Origin of the sequence: Pseudomonas gingeri, from assembly GCF_013386165.1 — a bacterium.
GTDB lineage: Bacteria > Pseudomonadota > Gammaproteobacteria > Pseudomonadales > Pseudomonadaceae > Aquipseudomonas > Aquipseudomonas gingeri_C.
Window position 1 is genome coordinate 282,140 of record NZ_JACAOS010000022.1, and the last position, 16,662, is coordinate 298,801.

Here is a 16,662-nt window from a genome sequence, read left to right on the forward strand (position 1 = left end):
CTCAAATTTGAGCTTGTTTGCTCTTTGCCAGTTGATTGCGGCGATTGACGATGCTCAGGCCCGCGATCAGGGCCAGGGGGATCCACAGCAGGAACCAGTGCTCGCGCGGTCTTGTGAGTACTGCGCCGCCTTCGGTCAGGCCGGCACCAATGCCGTAGACCAGCAGTGTCGAGGCGAGGACGAAGAGTGGCTGGAGGCGCTGCCGATAGCCGCTGAGCAGTCCCCAGAACAACACGAAGGCCCAGGGGATCATGCCGATAATCCCGATGTAGTAGAGAACCCCCAGGGCAAAATTGTGGGGCTCCGCCAGCAGATAGCCGATACCAACATCAATATGCAGGTCGGAGTTGTATCCGTGACCGATCCAGGGATGCTCGGCGATTTTCCCCAAGGCGACTTGCCAGATCTGCAGGCGATAGGAGCCGCCGCGGTCGCCGAGGATTTCCGGGAATAACAGCAGGATGGCGGCTGAGCCCAACAGCACGCCCGCGACCATGATCAAGGCCCTTCGATTGCGGCTGACAATACTTAGCCACACGCTGGACAGCACAAGGGCTACCAGCGGTGTCCGCGACCCCGTTGCGATGATCGCGATCAACATGATGGCCATGGCTGGCACGCTGAGCCAGAGGGTTGGCAGGCGCTGGGTGGTAATGCACATGCACAACCAGTAAATACAGAAAAAGCCGAACAGATGGGAACTCAGCAGCGGGTTGGTGAAGGCTGCTCTTCCGATCATGCGTTCACCTGGCGCATAGGTACTGATGAACGGCACGAGATAGCTGATGGTCGCGACCAGGGCGATGATCGCCGCGCAGAACATCAGGGGTTTCAAGGCCTCATTGCGGTACTGCAGCAGCATGGCGCAACCGGCGAAGAGCATGAGCGGTTGCAGAGGGATTTTCATCATCCCGAAATCCGGGTTTGCCGGAGGGCTCCACAGTACGCTCAGGCACAGCCAGATACAGAGCGCCAGGAACCCGGCAATAATCGGCTCTCCCAGCAGGGTCTTGATTTCCCTTGGGCGCAGGCAGAGCATCAGCAGCGAGGGGATACCGAACAGCCCGAGGTAAAAGGTGGCCAGCGCACTGCGGCTCCTGAGATAGAACATCCCTGAAAGCAGGATCAGCAAGCCCAGCGGCAGAATCCATTGACACAGGAAGTCGAAAATACGCGTTGACGCAGAGGTAAGACGATTGGCTTGCATGCAGGCAGGTCATTCCACAAGAGTGTTCAGTGCCCATGATAAGTGGGCGGCATTGCAATGTCATTGGTCGAGGCCTGGTATTGTTGGTTGTACCGCGTGCAGGTACAGCCGGGAAGCTGTGCTAAAGTCAGCCTCCTTTTTCATAATCGCCGCGTGATATGACCGAATCCAGTCTCAGCGCAAGCCCCTCGAGCTTGAAAGTATACTTCCGCCTACTCGGCTACGTACGGCCTTATATCGGCCTGTTCGCCCTGAGTATCGTGGGTTTCCTGATATTCGCTTCGACCCAGCCGATGCTCGGCTACATTCTGAAATATTTCGTTGACGGCCTTTCCGATCCGCAGGCTGCTCTGTTCCCAACAGTGCCTTACCTGCGTGACCTGCGGTTGCTGCAGGCGGTGCCCCTGCTGCTGGTACTGATCGCCGCCTGGCAAGGGTTGGGTTCGTACCTGGGTAACTTCTTCCTGGCCAGGGTGTCCCTGGGACTGGTCCACGATTTGCGGGTAGAGCTGTTCAACAACCTGTTGACCTTGCCCAATCGTTATTTCGACACCCACAACTCCGGGCATCTGATCTCGCGCATCACCTTCAACGTGACCATGGTCACTGGAGCTGTGACCGACGCGATCAAGGTGGTGATCCGCGAAGGCATGACCGTGGTGTTCCTGTTCCTCTCGCTGCTGTGGATGAACTGGCGCCTGACCCTGGTGATGGTTGCCATCCTGCCGTTGATCGCGGTGATGGTCAGCACGTCGAGCAAGAAGTTTCGTAAGCAGAGCAAGAAAATCCAGGTCGCCATGGGCGATGTCACCCACGTTGCTTCGGAAACCATCCAGGGCTATCGCGTGGTTCGCAGTTTCGGCGGTGAAGCCTACGAGCAGCGGCGCTTCCTCAAGGCCAGTTTGAGCAACACCGACCGGCAGTTGCGCATGACCCGCACCGGTGCGATCTATACGCCCATGCTGCAGATGGTGATCTACAGCGCCATGGCCGTGCTCCTGTTCCTGGTGCTCTACCTGCGTGGCGACGCCTCGGCGGGCGACATGATCGCCTACATCACCCTGGCCGGTTTGCTGCCAAAGCCGATTCGCCAGTTGTCCGAAGTCAGTTCCACGGTCCAGAAGGGTGTGGCCGGCGCCGAAAGTATCTTCGAGCAACTCGACGTTGCCCCTGAAGTGGACACCGGGACCGTGGAGCGTGAGTCGGTCAAGGGCCATCTGGAAGTGCGCAACCTGAGCTTCACCTATCCGGGTACCGAACGTCAGGTTCTGGATAACGTCAGCTTCAGTGTCGCACCCGGTCAGATGGTGGCGCTGGTTGGTCGTTCCGGCAGCGGCAAGTCGACCCTGGCGGCCTTGATCCCGCGCTTCTATCACCATGACAGCGGGGAGATTCTTCTCGATGGCGTGGAGATCGAGGACTATCGACTGCTGAACCTGCGTCGACACATTGCCCAGGTCAGCCAGCATGTCACGCTGTTCAGCGACACTGTGACGAACAACATCGCCTATGGCGATCTGGCCGGCGCGCCCCGGGCCGATATCGAGGCCGCGGCAGCAGACGCCTATGCCAAGGATTTCGTCGAGCAACTGCCCCAGGGCTTTGACACCCTGGTTGGTGAAAACGGCGTGCTGCTCTCCGGTGGCCAGCGCCAGCGTCTGGCAATCGCCCGGGCATTGCTCAAGAACGCGCCGCTGTTGATCCTCGACGAAGCGACCTCGGCCCTCGATACCGAGTCGGAGCGGCATATCCAGGCCGCCCTGGATCATGCGATGCAAGGGCGCACCACCCTGGTGATCGCTCACCGCTTGTCGACGATCGAGAAGGCCGACCTGATTCTGGTCATGGACCAGGGCCGTATCGTCGAGCGCGGCACCCATGCCGAGCTGCTGGCCCAGAACGGTTACTACGCCCGGCTCAATGCCATGGGCCTGGACGAACCGGCACACGCCGGGATCGTCTGATCCGTCAGCAGGGCGCAACGATGCTGATCGTTGCGCCCTGTTTTTTGTCTAGGCAAGCCTTCGGCAACCCTGTGTTAATATCGCGCCCCTGTTCATTTTTTATGTGGGTTGCTCCATGAAGTTGTCCATGCCGCGATTCGATCAAGCCCCTGTCTTGGTGGTCGGCGATGTCATGCTCGACCGTTACTGGCATGGTGGTACCTCACGGATTTCTCCTGAGGCACCGGTACCGGTCGTCAAGGTCGAGCATATCGAAGATCGTCCTGGCGGCGCCGCCAACGTTGCCCTGAACATCGCTGCCCTGGGTGCCCCGGCATCGCTGGTGGGCGTCACCGGTGACGACGAGGCCGCCGACAGCCTGGCCAACAGCCTCAAGGGCGCCGGGGTCCGGGCGCTGTTCCAGCGCATTGCGCACCAGCCGACCATCGTCAAGCTGCGGGTCATGAGCCGTCACCAGCAGTTGCTGCGGATCGACTTTGAAGAACCTTTTGCCACCGATGCCCTGGCCCTGGCCTCCGAAGTCGACAGCCTGCTCGAAGGCGTCAAGGTGCTGGTGTTGTCCGACTACGGCAAAGGCGCCTTGAAGAATCATCAGGTCCTTATCCAGGCCGCCCGGGCGCGGGGCATTCCCGTGCTGGCCGACCCCAAGGGCAAGGACTTTTCGATCTATCGTGGCGCGAGCCTGATCACCCCGAACCTCAGCGAGTTCGAAACCATCGTCGGCGGTTGTGCCGATGAGCATGAACTGGTGGCCAAGGGTGCCCAGCTCATGCAGGACCTGGACCTCGGCGCCTTGCTGGTGACCCGTGGCGAGCATGGCATGACCTTGCTTCGTCCTGATCATCAGGCGCTGCACCTGCCGGCCCGGGCCCGTGAAGTGTTTGATGTGACCGGTGCCGGCGATACGGTGATCTCGACCCTGGCGGCAGCCATTGCCGCGGGTGAAGAACTGCCCCACGCCGTGGCCTTGGCCAACCTGGCTGCTGGCATCGTGGTCGGCAAGCTGGGTACGGCGGCCATCAGTGCGCCTGAGTTGCGCCGGGCAATCCAGCGTGAGGAAGGTTCCGAGCGCGGTGTGCTGGGCCTCGAACAACTGTTGCTGGCGGTCGACGATGCCCGCGCGCACAACGAGACGATCGTCTTCACCAATGGTTGCTTCGACATTCTCCATGCCGGTCACGTGACCTACCTGGAGCAGGCGCGAGCCCAGGGCAATCGCTTGATTGTCGCGGTCAATGACGATGCTTCGGTAAGCCGTCTCAAGGGCCCGGGGCGTCCGATCAACAGCGTTGATCGGCGTATGGCCGTACTGGCCGGCCTGGGTGCGGTGGACTGGGTGATCAGCTTCCCCGAGGGCACGCCGGAAAACCTGCTGGCCCAGGTCAAGCCGGATGTGTTGGTCAAGGGCGGTGATTATGGGATCGACCAGGTGGTCGGCGCTTCCATCGTGACGGCCTATGGCGGTACGGTGAAAGTGCTGGGGCTGGTGGAAAACAGCTCGACCACGGCGATTGTCGAGAAGATCCGCAGCAACTGAAGCGCGGGAAGGGAGTCGTCAAGCCGGCTCCCCTTCCTGTGTCAGCGTCCGCTTTTCACCGGCACGATCTTGCGCAGGATCTGCCGCGCCTTGCCGGTCAGGCGTCTGATCTTCGAGTCCTTTTCAGGCTCCGCCAGTCCTTGCTGATGGACCCAATCCTTCCAGCGAATCCGTTCCTCGCGTACCACCCAGCCTTCCTGTTGGGCAAAACTTTCCGCCAGGTACAGGCCACGGGTGCTCGCCGGATGCAGTTGATCTTTTTTCAGGGTGTAAAGCTCGGCACAGGGCTGCCCGTCCTTGAGCGGCATCAGGTACAGGTCGGGTCGGCTGCGGTCCAGGCGCGCCACCAGTTGATCGTTCTCCAGGCGTTCGTCGACATGGAACAGGCTCAGGGACTTGGCCTCGCGGGGAACCTCAAGCCGCAGGTCATAGATCAACTGCAATGAGGCCGTTGGCAGGTGCACGTAGGTTTGCGGTCGCTCCATCAACTGCAGGGCGCCGCAACGCACGGGTCGTGCTGCGCCGGACAAAGGCGTCAGGCGAAAGGGCAGGGCTTCTCGATAGTGCAGCGCCGTCGAGTAGGGGGCCGGTAACCAGGTGTCGTTGAAGCGCCCGATAAGCCAGCCTTCCGGGGTTTCCAGCAGGCACTCTTCGGCGATTTCGGCAATCGCGGTGAGCAGTGGAATGGCCAGTTCGTGGGCCGGGACATAACCGGAAATCAGCTTGAGCACCACATCGCCACGGTCCTGGCGGCGCTGGCGGACCAGTACCCAGTAGTCGCGGTTGTGCCAGTGCAGCGTCAGCCGTACCGATACCCCGAGGTTGGCCAGCTCCACGCTGAAACGCTCGGGGTCGGGCACCGAGACCGGCTTGCGCTTGTGCAAGGTTTGCGCGAAGTTCAGCGGCATCCCGACACTCTGGTAGCACAAGCCTTCGGGGGTCGCCTCGACGAGTAATGGCAGGGTCTTGAAGTCGCTGGGGTTCTTGCGTATCAGCGTCCGCGGCATCTCGGCTCCTTCTTGCGTCGGGGTCGGCCGCCTGGGCGGCATCAGTTTTGGCGAATGACCCGGGCGACCGTCGCCACATTATGGGCGAGGTGCAGCGGGTTGATGGTGCCGACAATAGCACTGGCAACGCCGGGCTGTGCAAATAGCAGTTCGAAGCTGGCCCGGACCGGGTCGATACCGGGGTCCAGGCAGACGTGGCCGCTGGCCAGGGCCTTTTTCACCAGGATCGCCTTGCCGTGACGGGCAGCATAGTCAATGACCGGCTTCTCGGCCTGTTCGTTCAGATTGTAGGTGATCATGGCGCAATCACCTTGTTCCAGAGCCTTCAAGCCGCCTTCGACGCTCTTGCCGGAAAAACCAAAAGCGCGAATCTTGCCTTCGCCCTTCAAGGCCGCGAGGGTCTGGTAGACCTCGCTGTGTTCGAGGATCGCCAGGTCGTTGCCGTCGGAGTGCACCAGCACCAGGTCGATAAAATCGGTTTCCAGGCGTTGCAGGCTGCGCTCCACGGAAAAGCGCGTGTGGGCGGCGCTGAAGTCATGGCTCGATTGACCGGCTTCGAACTCTTCGCCGACCTTGCTGACAATCACCCACTCCTGGCGTTGTCCGCGCAGCAACGGGCCCAGGCGTTCTTCGCTGCGGCCATAGGCCGGCGCGGTGTCGATCAGGTTGATGCCCATGTTGCGCGCCAGTTGCAGCAGCTGACGGGCTTCCTGATCGTCCGGTATCTTGAAACCGTTGGGGTATTTGACCCCTTGGTCGCGGCCGAGCTTGACGGTGCCCAGGCCCAGGGGCGAGACCTGCAAACCGGTGCTGCCGAGGGCTCGATGCAGGTCGTGGAGGGTCGGCTGGCTCATGGCAGCAGTTGCTCCCATGGGGTTTGCGCCATGGCCGGCTTTGGCAATTCGGGCAGGCTGGCTGCCGGGCCGGGACGGATACCGTCGCGCTCCAGGCTCTTGAGCACACGGTCGGCAAAGTCCGGCGCCAGGGCCAGTTTGGTCGGCCAGCCCACCAGCAGGCGATCCTGCTCGGCGAGGAAAGCGTTGTCCGGGCGGGTCAGGCCCGATTGCAGCGGTTCGGCGCGTTCCACCCGCAAGGTGGCCCATTGCGCCTGGCTCAGGTCGACCCAGGGCAGCAGGTTGCCCAGCTCCTTCTGCGCCGTGGCGATCTGCGCGGCGGGCTCGCGGGCGACGCCTTCGGCTTCGGCGATGTCGCCGCCGAGGTACCAGACCCACTGGCCATTGGCCGCCGGATGGGTGGTCACGGTAATGCGCGGCTTGGGTCCGCCCCCCAGGCAATGGGCATACAGCGGTTTCAGGCTCGCGCCCTTGACCAGCACCATGTGCAAGGAGCGTGTCTGCATGGCCGGCTGGCTCAGGCCCAGGGCCTTGAGCAGCGCGGCGTTGCCGGCGCCGGCGCTGAGCACGATGCGCTGGGCGTGGATATCCCGGCCATCGACCCGCAGGCCGACCAGTTGGCCGTTGTCCAGCAGCGGTTCGATGTCTTGGCCGGCGAGCAGGCCGTCGCCGGCCAGCTCGGCCAGGCGGCTGATCAGGCTCGGCACGTCGATCACCAGTTCGGCCAGGCGATAGACCTTGCCCTTGAAGCGCGGGTCTTGCAGGGCGGGCGGCAGTTGCTCGCCCTTGACCTGATCGACCCGGCCGCGCACGGCCTTGCTGGCGAAAAAGCTGGTGAGGTTGCCGGCCAGGGTGCCCGGGGACCAGAGGTAGTGAGCTTCGGACAGCAGGCGCACGCCCGTCAGGTCGAGTTCGCCGTTGCCGGCCAGGGCTTCGCGCCAGCGTCGGGGCATATCGGCGATGGCTTCCGAGGCGCCGCTCAGGGCGCCGTGCAGGGCGTACTTGGCGCCGCCGTGGATGATGCCCTGGGATTTGACGCTCTGCCCGCCGCCAAGGCTGGCGCTTTCCACCAGCACCGTCGAAAAGCCCTGGCGGCGCAGGCGCGCGTTGAGCCAGAGACCGGCAACGCCGGCGCCGACAATCAGGACATCGGTGGAAAGAGCGGATGGCATGCGACGACCTCATTGTTCAAAACAAGGCCCGAGTATACAGGGTAGCGGCGAGCTGCAAGCTTTGAGCTGCAAGTTAGAAGCAGGTCGGTGCCGCGTTTGCTTGCCGCTTGAAGCTTGAGGCTCGCAGCTGCTTCAATGCCCTGCAGTCTTCGAGAACAGCTGGATCACCACCACCCCGAGCACGATCAGGCCCATGCCCAGCATCGCCGGGATATCCAGCTTCTGGCCGTAGAGAAACAGCGCCGCGACGCTGACCATCACGATCCCCATTCCGGCCCAGACCGCGTAGGCCACGCCCACCGGCACCGTGCGCACCACCAGGGTCAGCATCCAGAACGCGATGGCATAACCGACGATGATCAGCAGCAGGGGCAGCGGCGTGCTCAGGCCCTTGACCGCTTTCATGGAAACGGTGGCAATGACTTCGGCGCAGATGGCGATGGCCAGGTAGTAGTAGGCGTGCATGGGGCAATCTCTCGTGTTTGGGCTTGCTGACAATGTGGGCATTCTAGAGATTCCGCAGATGGGGTAAAGTCATTACCTATCTGAAAATAAGATGGGTTTGCCATGAGTATTCAGTGGAACCTGGAACAGATGCGCCTGTTTGTCGGCGTTGCCGAGCAGCGTTCGTTTTCCGCCGTGGCCCGTGAGCAGCGCAAGGCGCAATCGGCGGTGAGCAACGGCATCGCCCTGTTGGAGGCCGATCTGGGGGTGGCGTTGTTCGAGCGCAGCAGCGGTCGCCAGCCGAAGTTGACCGAGGCCGGGGTCGCGTTGCTGGAGGAGGCGCGGGAAGTGCTGCGCCAGTGCGAGCGTCTCAATGGCCGGGCGCTGGCCCTGATGCGCGGCGAGGAGGCCTGTTTGCGCCTGGCCCAGGACGAGGCCATGCCTTATCAGCCGGTGCTCGACAGCCTGGAGGCGTTGTCGGAGCACTACCCCGGCGTCGAGGTGCAACTGGCCAGCGGCGCCCAGGGCGATGTCGCGCGCAAGCTGGTGGAGCGACGGGCGGACCTGGGCTTGCTGTTCCACCATGACCAGATGCCGCAGACCCTGGAGCGGCGGGCGCTGGGCAGTGTCGAAATGGTCACGGTGTGTGCGGTCAATCATCCGCTGGCGGCGTCGCTGCGGGTCAACCGCCAGCAACTGGCCCGGCATCGGCAATTGCTCATCGCCCCGCAGCAGAGTGGTTATCCCGGTGGCGAGCAGCTCAGCCCGCAGGTCTGGCGGGCGGACTCCTTCTACGTGATGGCCGAACTGTTGATGCGTGGCCTGGGCTGGGCCTGGCTGCCGCGCCATGTGGTGCAATACCCGGCGTACCAGAACCAGATGGTCGAGCTGAGCAGCGAATGGACGCCGCCGGCGCTGGTGGTGGAGCTGGTCTGGCGGCGCGACGAACCCCTGGGGCCGGCGGCGCGCTGGCTGGCCGAACGGTTTGCCGAGCACTTGCAGGCGATCGGCTGAAAAAGCCGATAAACTCCGTCGCCATGAATAGAACTCTCTACAGCTTTTTGTTTCATCTGGGGCTGCCGCTGGTGGCGTTGCGTCTATGGCTGCGGGCTCGCAAGGCGCCGGCTTATGCCCGGCGCGTGGGTGAACGCTTTGCCCGCGGCCTGCCGGCGTTGCGCCCGGACGGCATCTGGGTGCACGCGGTGTCGGTCGGCGAGAGCATTGCCGCTGCGCCGATGATCCGTGCGTTGCTGGCGAAGTATCCGCAACTGCCGATCACGGTCACCTGCATGACGCCCACCGGCTCCGAGCGGATCAAGGCACTGTTCGCCGACGAGCCGCGAATCCAGCACTGCTACCTGCCTTACGATTTGCCGTGGGCGGCGGCGCGTTTTCTCGATGCGGCGCGGCCGAAGTTGGCGGTGATCATGGAGACCGAGTTGTGGCCCAACCATATCCATCAGTGCGCCAAGCGCGGGATTCCGGTGGCGCTGGCCAATGCGCGGCTGTCGGCGCGTTCGGCACGGGGCTATGGGCGATTCGCCCGTCTGACCCGGCCGATGCTAGAGGAAATGAGCCTGATCGCCGTGCAGACCGAAGCCGAAGCCGAGCGTTTCCGGCAGTTGGGTGCACGGCCTGAATCTGTCGAGGTGACGGGGTCGATCAAGTTCGACTTGAGCATCGATCCGCAACTACTGGTACGCGCTGCCGAACTGCGTGGGCAATGGCAGGCGCAGGAGCGGCCGGTGTGGATCGCCGCGAGCACCCATGAAGGTGAGGATGCGGTGGTGTTGGCGGCCCATCGGCAATTGCTCGGCAACTATCCGAACGCCTTGCTGATTCTGGTGCCGCGTCACCCGGAGCGCTTCGACAGCGTGTTTGCGTTGTGCCAGGAGCAGGGGTTTGCCACGGTGCGGCGTTCCAGTGGTGCGCCGGTCAGTGCACAAACCGCGGTGTTGCTCGGCGACACCATGGGCGAGTTGCTGTTTCTCTACGCCTTGGCCGATAGCGCGTTCGTCGGCGGCAGCCTGGTGCCCAACGGCGGGCACAACCTGCTGGAGCCAGCGGCGCTGTGCAAGCCGGTGTTGAGCGGGCCGCACCTGTTCAACTTCCTCGAGATCGCCGCGTTGATGCGTGAGGCGGGGGCGTTGCAGGAAGTGGAGGATGCCGACGGTCTGGCGGTGGCGGTGCAGCGTCTGTTCGAGTTGCCGCGTGATGCGCAGAAGATGGGTGAGGCGGGGCTCAAGGTGATGCGTGCCAACCAGGGCGCGTTGCAGCGTTTGCTGGACGGGTTGGGGCGATTGCTGGCGCGATCGCGTTAGCGATCCTTGTAGGAGCCGGCAAGCCGGCTCCTACAAGTTTTGTAGTGTTCTCGGAGCCCTGTCAGTACTTCGGATTGGCCTTGAGGTTGGCCGCAGCCGCCTTCGCCAGGTCCGGTGGCAGGAAGTCCTTGTCCGGGTTGTAGTCCGCCTTCAGATAATGCGCCAGGGCGCTCAGGTCGTCCGGGCTCAGGGTGCCGGCTGCCTGCTTCAGGCGCAGGTTGTCGAGGATGTAGTCGTAGCGGGTGTTGTTGTAGTCGCGCACCGAGGTGTACAGCTGGCGCTGGGCATCGAGCACATCGACGATATTGCGTGTGCCCACCTGGTAACCGATCTCGGTCGCTTCCAGCGCACTCTGGTTGGAGATGATCGACTGTTTGCGCGCCTGCACCTGCTCCACGTCGGTGTTCACCGCCCGGTGCAGGTTGCGGGTATTTTCCACCACCTGGCGGCGCAGGCTTTCACGCTGCTGCTCGGTCTGGCTCAGGCGCGAATAGGACTCACGCACCTGCGAGCTGGTCAGGCCGCCACTGTACAGCGGGATACTCAATTGCAGGCCGATGCTGGTCTGCTTGACCGGACCGCCGTAGTTCTGGCCCAGCGCATTGGGGTTGGTCAGGCCGAACGCATCGTTGTCACCATTCTGGTACTGGGCCACGGCATCGACGGTCGGCGCATGGCCGGCCTTGCGTTGCTTCAGGGTTTCCTCGGCGGCGCTGACCGCGTAGTTGCTTGCCAGCAGGTTGAGGTTCTGGCGGGCGGCGGTGTCGACCCAGGCCTTGGCGTCATTGGGCGTCGGCGCCAGTACCGGCAAGGTGTGGGCGATGCCCTGGATCGAGTTGTACTGACGGTTGGTCAAGGTCATCAGCGCTTCGAACGCATCTTCAACCTGGCGCTGGGCGACGATGCGGTTGGCCCGCGAGGTGTCGTAGCTGGCCTGGGAGGTCAGTACGTCGGTCTTGTCCGAGAGCCCGACATCGAAGCGCTCGTTGGACTGGTCAAGCTGACGCTTGAACGCCGCTTCCTCGGCCTTGGTCGAGGCCAGGGTGTCCTGGGCCCGCAACACGGCAAAGTAGCTTTCGGCGCTTTGCAGGATCAGGTTCTGTTCGGTGGCCGAGAGTTGCAGCGCCGCCTGCTCGTTGATGTCCTTGGCGGCCTGGAACTGGAACCAGCGGTCGGCGCGGAAGATCGGCTGGCTCAGGGTCGCCTGATAGATATTGGCGCTGCGGTTCATCGACGCCGCCGGTTGATCGATCGAGGTATGCACACTGTTGAAGTTGGCCCCGGCCGAGAGGTTCGGCAGCAGGCCGGCCCGGGCCTGGGGTACGACTTCCTTTTGCGCGTCATAGTTGGCATGGGCGGCGGCCAGGTCGGCGTTATTGCTCACGGCTTCCTGGTACACGCTGACCAGGTCGGTCTTGGCCGTCAGGGGCGTTTCAGCTGCCCAGACCAATCCGTTGGTCGCACAAGACACGGCCAGGGCCAGTGAAAGTTTGCGCAGCATGAGACGATTCCTAGAGTAGATATTACGGTGGTAATGCGATGGCCGAGGCTATTGCCTGGCTTGCCCAGCGTCAAGAAGTAGCGAGTGTAGTGCCGGTGGCGGGTCGGCAACAATCCTGCATATCTGCCATTTATCCAGACGAATAAGGGGGAGATGGCATTATGTCGCAGTCTTCTCTACACTCGGCCTGTTCTTGTCGGGGTGCCTTGCTATGAGGCTGAGATCGGATAATTCCGGATCCCGTTGAACCTGATCAGGTTAGCGCCTGCGTAGGGAACAAGATTTCTCGTCCCCCGGCGAGTCCTCTTGTGCTCCGTCCGGGATGTTGTTCGACAATCGAACAGCCTTCACGAGGACCGAGCACAGCACCAGTCCTGGTGCGTCCGTGCCTTTCAGGTTCGTCCCGACAATCCCCCTGGATGCCGTCTGGAGAGCCGTGATGAGTACAAAACCAAAAGATGCCGCCAACCTCAGCGATTCAGCCAAGGTCGATGAGCAATCGGTAAAGCCTTTTACCCGTTCGCAAAAAATCTACGTGCAGGGCTCGCGCCCGGATATCCGCGTGCCGATGCGCGAAATCAGCCTGGATGTGACCCCGACCGATTTCGGCGGTGAGGTCAACGCGCCGGTGCTGGTCTATGACACCTCCGGTCCTTACACCGATCCGAACGTGAGCATTGACGTGCGCAAGGGCCTGGGCGACGTGCGTTCGGCCTGGATCGACAGCCGTGGCGACACCGAGCGCCTGAGCGGGCTGAGCTCTAACTTCGGCCAGCAGCGCCTCGCCGACCCGGAATTGACCAAGCTGCGTTTCGCTCATGTGAACAATCCGCGCCGGGCCAAGGCGGGCGCCAACGTCAGCCAGATGCACTACGCGCGCCAGGGCATCATCACCGCCGAGATGGAATACGTCGCCATCCGCGAGAACCTCAAGCTGGAAGAAGCCCGGGCCGCCGGTCTGCTCAAGCAGCAGCACCCGGGCCACAGCTTCGGCGCGAGCATCCCGAAACAGATCACCGCCGAATTCGTCCGCGAGGAAATCGCCCGTGGTCGCGCGATCATCCCGGCCAACATCAACCACGTGGAGCTGGAGCCGATGATCATCGGCCGCAACTTCCTGGTGAAGATCAACGGCAACATCGGCAACAGCGCCTTGGGTTCTTCCATCGAGGAAGAGGTGGCCAAGCTGACCTGGGGCATCCGCTGGGGTTCGGACACGGTCATGGACCTGTCCACCGGCAAGCACATCCATGAGACCCGCGAGTGGATCATCCGCAACTCGCCGGTACCGATCGGCACCGTGCCGATCTACCAGGCGCTGGAGAAGGTCAACGGCGTGGCCGAGGACCTGACCTGGGAGCTGTTCCGCGACACCCTGATCGAACAGGCCGAGCAGGGCGTCGACTACTTCACCATCCACGCCGGCGTGCTGCTGCGCTACGTGCCGATGACCGCCAAGCGCGTCACCGGGATCGTCTCCCGTGGCGGTTCGATCATGGCCAAGTGGTGCCTGGCGCACCACAAGGAAAACTTCCTCTACACCCATTTCGACGAAATCTGCGAAATCATGAAGGCCTACGACGTCAGCTTCTCGCTGGGCGACGGCCTGCGTCCGGGCTCGATTGCCGATGCCAACGACGAAGCGCAGTTCGGTGAGCTGGAGACCCTCGGCGAGTTGACCAAGATCGCCTGGAAGCACGACGTACAGTGCATGATCGAAGGCCCTGGCCACGTGCCGATGCAGTTGATCAAGGAGAACATGGACAAGCAGTTGGAGTGCTGCGACGAGGCGCCGTTCTACACCCTCGGCCCGCTGACCACCGACATTGCGCCGGGCTATGACCACATCACCTCCGGTATCGGTGCGGCGATGATCGGCTGGTTCGGTTGCGCCATGCTCTGCTACGTCACGCCCAAGGAACACCTGGGCCTGCCGAACAAGGATGACGTGAAGACCGGGATCATCACCTACAAGATCGCGGCCCATGCTGCCGATCTCGCAAAAGGTCACCCGGGCGCGCAGATCCGTGACAACGCCTTGAGCAAGGCGCGCTTCGAGTTCCGTTGGGAAGACCAGTTCAACCTGGGGCTGGACCCGGACACCGCGCGGTCCTACCACGACGAGACCCTGCCGAAGGATTCGGCCAAGGTCGCGCATTTCTGCTCGATGTGCGGGCCGAAGTTCTGCTCGATGAAGATCACCCAGGAAGTCCGTGAGTACGCGGCCAACCAGCGGATCGAGGCGGTCGATGTGGAAGCGGCCCAGGGTATGGCGGAGCAGTCGGAGCGCTTCAAGCGCGAAGGCAGCCAGCTGTACCAGAAGGTCTGAGTAAACCGGCTCCCTGGCGGGAGCCGAACCTTTGTGGCGAGCGGGCTTGCCCGCGCTGGGCCGCGTAGCGGCCCTAAAACCGGCGATCGTGGTGTATCAGGTAGAACGAGATGTCAGGTTTTACGACTGCTTCGCAGCCGGGCGCGGGCAAGCCCGCTCGCCACAGGTCTATCTACATCCGGTATTTTTGCTTCCCTTGAGATGACACTCTTGAACACACCCAGCAGCACCTACTCCCCCGATCTCGCGGTCCCCGCCGACAAGCGTGTATTCGGCGCGCGTGATCTGTTTTCCCTGTGGTTCTCCCTCGGTATCGGCCTGATGGTCCTGCAAACCGGCGCCCTGCTGGCGCCGGGCCTGGGCCTGTCCGGCTCGTTGCTGGCGATCTTCCTCGGTACCGTGGTGGGCGTCCTGCTGCTGGCCGCGGTGGGTGTGATCGGCAGCGACACCGGCCTGTCCTCCATGGCCGCGCTCAAGCTCAGCCTTGGCCAGTACGGCGCGAGCCTGCCGGCACTGCTCAACCTGCTGCAACTGGTGGGTTGGGGCGCGTTTGAGATCATCGTCATGCGCGATGCGGCCAGCCTGCTGGGCGCCCGGGCGTTCAGCGAAGGCAGCCTGCTGGCCAACCCGCTGCTCTGGACCCTGGTGTTCGGTGCACTGGCGACCTTGCTGGCGGTCAGCGGTCCCTTGACCTTCGTGCGCAAGATCCTGCGTAAATGGGGTATCTGGCTGTTGCTGGCGGCCTGCCTCTGGCTGACCTGGAACCTCTTCGCCAAGGCCGACCTGGCGGCGCTGTGGGCGCAGGCCGGTGACGGCTCGATGCCGTTTGCCGTAGGGTTTGATATCGCGATTGCCATGCCGTTGTCCTGGCTGCCGCTGATCGCCGATTACTCACGCTTCGGCAAACGCGCGAAAAGCGTGTTCGGCGGCACGGCGCTGGGCTTTCTGATTGGTAACTTCTGGCTGATGAGCCTGGGCGTGGCTTACACCCTGGCGTTTGCTCCCAGCGGTGAAACCAATGCCTTGCTGCTGGCCCTGGCCGGTGCCGGGTTGGGCATTCCGCTGCTGCTGATCCTGCTCGACGAGTCGGAAAACGCCTTTGCCGATATCCACTCGGCGGCGGTCTCCGTCGGCATCCTGCTGCGTTGGAAGGTCGAGCACCTGGCCCTGGCGATCGGTGTGCTCTGTACCCTGATCGCCTGCTTTGCACCGTTGGCGCAGTACCAGAACTTCCTGCTGCTGATCGGTTCGGTGTTCGCGCCGTTGTTCGGCGTGGTGCTGGTGGATCACTTCATCCTGCGCGGTCGCAGTGCCGGCGGCGCCTCGTCGCTGTTGCGCTGGCCGGCACTGCTGGCCTGGCTGGGCGGCGTGTCGACCTATCACCTGCTGGCCAACTTCCATCCTGAAGTGGGCGCAACCCTGCCGTCACTGGTACTGGCAGGGCTGCTGCAAGGGCTGCTCGGCCGTGCATTCAACGTCGGGCGGGGAACCGCTCGGGCTTGAGCACGCCATTGAGGCGCTGATAGGGAATGTTCAGCTCGATCAGGCCCATGGCGTAGGGGGCGATGGTCGTCACGTTGTACTTGAGGATCACGCCGTCGCTGGCCAGGGTGACGTTCGGGGTTTTCTGGAAGGGCCAGGACGCAATGAAGTCCTGGTCCAGCCGGTTGTTGATCTGCCAGTTGTTGTGGGCGACCTTGGCCAGCTTCCAGAACGTCTCTTCCTGGCCGGGCAGGAGCATGTCCTGCAAGCCCAGGGCCTTGTGCTCCTCGCGCGACCAGGTGAGGAAGCCACGCCCCGGCATGCCATGTTCGGCGCCGTCGTCCAGGTAGCTGGCCAGCTCGATGATCACCAAGCCGTCATGCTGCTCGCGTACCTTGGCTTGCAAGTAGATGCCGTGGCCGCTGGCGGCAGTGGCGAGGAACTGTTCGCGATAGACCTTGAGCGAGGCCTGCAACGGCACGTCGGTCGAAGTGCTGCCCATCTGCAGCAGTGCCCGCTCCACTGCGGCGTCCAGTTGCGGCTCATCGGGGAAATGCACGGTATCGATGTTCACCAGCGGGCAATCCGGATTGTTGCAGCCCGGCTTGAGCTGTTCGGAGATGTCGCTCTTGACGCTCAGCGGAGTCTTCAGGCTCGGCTCGAACAAGCTTTGGCAGGCGCCCAGGGTCAGGGCGATGGCCGTCAGCGCGGCGATTTTAAAAAACGACATGGGTGTCCTTCGTCAGCGAAAGAAAGGTCAGGTGATCGTGCTTCGACTGTCAGCGGCGTACTCGGTTCGCCACTAAGCTAATTAGAGTAGGTTTCGGGGGCGCCCGTCTATCCC

The 16,662-nt window shown here is 62.9% G+C and carries 13 protein-coding genes and 1 riboswitch; of the genes, 6 read left to right on the forward strand and 7 right to left on the reverse strand.

Annotation, left to right across the window (positions count from 1 at the left end; genetic code table 11):
• Nucleotide 1: 1 nt before the first annotated feature.
• Nucleotides 2-1,207 carry an O-antigen ligase family protein gene (locus HX866_RS28920; protein WP_177090587.1) on the reverse strand — a complete coding sequence of 402 codons (1,206 nt, stop codon included), beginning with the start codon at nucleotides 1,205-1,207 and terminating at the stop codon, nucleotides 2-4.
• A 158-nt stretch (nucleotides 1,208-1,365) separates the two neighbouring features.
• Here HX866_RS28920 and msbA point away from each other — a divergent pair, with 158 nt between their 5' ends.
• Complete coding sequence (gene msbA / locus HX866_RS28925; protein WP_177090585.1) at nucleotides 1,366-3,171, forward strand: lipid A export permease/ATP-binding protein MsbA; 1,806 nt, start codon at nucleotides 1,366-1,368, stop codon at nucleotides 3,169-3,171.
• Nucleotides 3,172-3,286: 115 nt separating this feature from the next.
• Nucleotides 3,287-4,708, forward strand: coding sequence for a bifunctional D-glycero-beta-D-manno-heptose-7-phosphate kinase/D-glycero-beta-D-manno-heptose 1-phosphate adenylyltransferase HldE (gene hldE, locus HX866_RS28930; RefSeq protein ID WP_177090583.1), 1,422 nt, complete (start codon nucleotides 3,287-3,289; stop codon nucleotides 4,706-4,708).
• Between the two features lie 41 nt (nucleotides 4,709-4,749).
• Here the strand turns inward: hldE and HX866_RS28935 are convergent, their stop codons facing one another.
• From HX866_RS28935 to HX866_RS28950, 4 genes are all read right to left on the reverse strand, one after another.
• Nucleotides 4,750-5,715: a metal ABC transporter ATPase gene (locus tag HX866_RS28935; protein WP_177140934.1), complete on the reverse strand. Its 966-nt coding sequence runs from the start codon at nucleotides 5,713-5,715 to the stop codon at nucleotides 4,750-4,752.
• A gap of 41 nt (nucleotides 5,716-5,756) precedes the next feature.
• The gene (locus tag HX866_RS28940; protein WP_177140935.1) at nucleotides 5,757-6,569 is read right to left on the reverse strand and encodes an aldo/keto reductase; all 813 of its coding nucleotides are present in this window, start codon (nucleotides 6,567-6,569) and stop codon (nucleotides 5,757-5,759) included.
• A complete protein-coding gene (locus tag HX866_RS28945) occupies nucleotides 6,566-7,741 on the reverse strand; it encodes an NAD(P)/FAD-dependent oxidoreductase (RefSeq protein ID WP_177140936.1) in 1,176 nt (391 codons plus the stop codon). Before HX866_RS28945 ends, HX866_RS28940 begins: the two co-directional genes overlap by 4 nt.
• Before the next feature lie 132 nt (nucleotides 7,742-7,873).
• Nucleotides 7,874-8,206: a DMT family transporter gene (locus HX866_RS28950; RefSeq protein ID WP_100940484.1), complete on the reverse strand. Its 333-nt coding sequence runs from the start codon at nucleotides 8,204-8,206 to the stop codon at nucleotides 7,874-7,876.
• A gap of 108 nt (nucleotides 8,207-8,314) precedes the next feature.
• On the opposite strand from HX866_RS28950, the gene HX866_RS28955 reads away from it, so the two are divergent.
• Nucleotides 8,315-9,199: a LysR family transcriptional regulator gene (locus HX866_RS28955; RefSeq protein WP_177140989.1), complete on the forward strand. Its 885-nt coding sequence runs from the start codon at nucleotides 8,315-8,317 to the stop codon at nucleotides 9,197-9,199.
• Nucleotides 9,200-9,222: 23 nt separating this feature from the next.
• A complete protein-coding gene (waaA, locus tag HX866_RS28960; RefSeq protein WP_177102863.1) occupies nucleotides 9,223-10,506 on the forward strand; it encodes a lipid IV(A) 3-deoxy-D-manno-octulosonic acid transferase in 1,284 nt (427 codons plus the stop codon).
• 61 nt (nucleotides 10,507-10,567) lie between these two features.
• Here waaA and HX866_RS28965 read toward each other — a convergent pair whose 3' ends face one another.
• Nucleotides 10,568-12,007 carry a TolC family outer membrane protein gene (locus HX866_RS28965; RefSeq protein WP_177140937.1) on the reverse strand — a complete coding sequence of 480 codons (1,440 nt, stop codon included), beginning with the start codon at nucleotides 12,005-12,007 and terminating at the stop codon, nucleotides 10,568-10,570.
• 187 nt (nucleotides 12,008-12,194) lie between these two features.
• Nucleotides 12,195-12,300: riboswitch (TPP riboswitch) on the forward strand.
• A gap of 146 nt (nucleotides 12,301-12,446) precedes the next feature.
• On the opposite strand from HX866_RS28965, the gene thiC reads away from it, so the two are divergent.
• Complete coding sequence (gene thiC, locus HX866_RS28970) at nucleotides 12,447-14,336, forward strand: phosphomethylpyrimidine synthase ThiC (protein ID WP_177125513.1); 1,890 nt, start codon at nucleotides 12,447-12,449, stop codon at nucleotides 14,334-14,336.
• 201 nt (nucleotides 14,337-14,537) lie between these two features.
• The gene (gene cytX, locus HX866_RS28975) at nucleotides 14,538-15,839 is read left to right on the forward strand and encodes a putative hydroxymethylpyrimidine transporter CytX (RefSeq protein WP_371318785.1); all 1,302 of its coding nucleotides are present in this window, start codon (nucleotides 14,538-14,540) and stop codon (nucleotides 15,837-15,839) included.
• Here cytX and HX866_RS28980 read toward each other — a convergent pair.
• Nucleotides 15,808-16,548, reverse strand: a complete 741-nt coding sequence (locus tag HX866_RS28980) for an RsiV family protein (RefSeq protein ID WP_177090567.1) — start codon at nucleotides 16,546-16,548, stop codon at nucleotides 15,808-15,810. The genes cytX and HX866_RS28980 overlap by 32 nt on opposite strands.
• Between the last annotated feature and the right edge of the window lie 114 nt (nucleotides 16,549-16,662).

Bases quoted from the DNA above. Each gene is read 5' to 3' on its own strand.
- HX866_RS28950 (WP_100940484.1), bottom strand. From the start codon at position 8,206: ATGCACGCCTACTACTACCTGGCCATCGCCATCTGCGCCGAAGTCATT.
- waaA (WP_177102863.1), top strand. From the start codon at position 9,223: ATGAATAGAACTCTCTACAGCTTTTTGTTTCATCTGGGGCTGCCGCTG.
- HX866_RS28945 (WP_177140936.1), bottom strand. From the start codon at position 7,741: ATGCCATCCGCTCTTTCCACCGATGTCCTGATTGTCGGCGCCGGCGTT.
- hldE (WP_177090583.1), top strand. From the start codon at position 3,287: ATGAAGTTGTCCATGCCGCGATTCGATCAAGCCCCTGTCTTGGTGGTC.
- cytX (WP_371318785.1), top strand. From the start codon at position 14,538: ATGACACTCTTGAACACACCCAGCAGCACCTACTCCCCCGATCTCGCG.
- thiC (WP_177125513.1), top strand. From the start codon at position 12,447: ATGAGTACAAAACCAAAAGATGCCGCCAACCTCAGCGATTCAGCCAAG.
- HX866_RS28980 (WP_177090567.1), bottom strand. From the start codon at position 16,548: ATGTCGTTTTTTAAAATCGCCGCGCTGACGGCCATCGCCCTGACCCTG.
- HX866_RS28920 (WP_177090587.1), bottom strand. From the start codon at position 1,207: ATGCAAGCCAATCGTCTTACCTCTGCGTCAACGCGTATTTTCGACTTC.
- HX866_RS28965 (WP_177140937.1), bottom strand. From the start codon at position 12,007: ATGCTGCGCAAACTTTCACTGGCCCTGGCCGTGTCTTGTGCGACCAAC.
- HX866_RS28940 (WP_177140935.1), bottom strand. From the start codon at position 6,569: ATGAGCCAGCCGACCCTCCACGACCTGCATCGAGCCCTCGGCAGCACC.
- msbA (WP_177090585.1), top strand. From the start codon at position 1,366: ATGACCGAATCCAGTCTCAGCGCAAGCCCCTCGAGCTTGAAAGTATAC.
- HX866_RS28935 (WP_177140934.1), bottom strand. From the start codon at position 5,715: ATGCCGCGGACGCTGATACGCAAGAACCCCAGCGACTTCAAGACCCTG.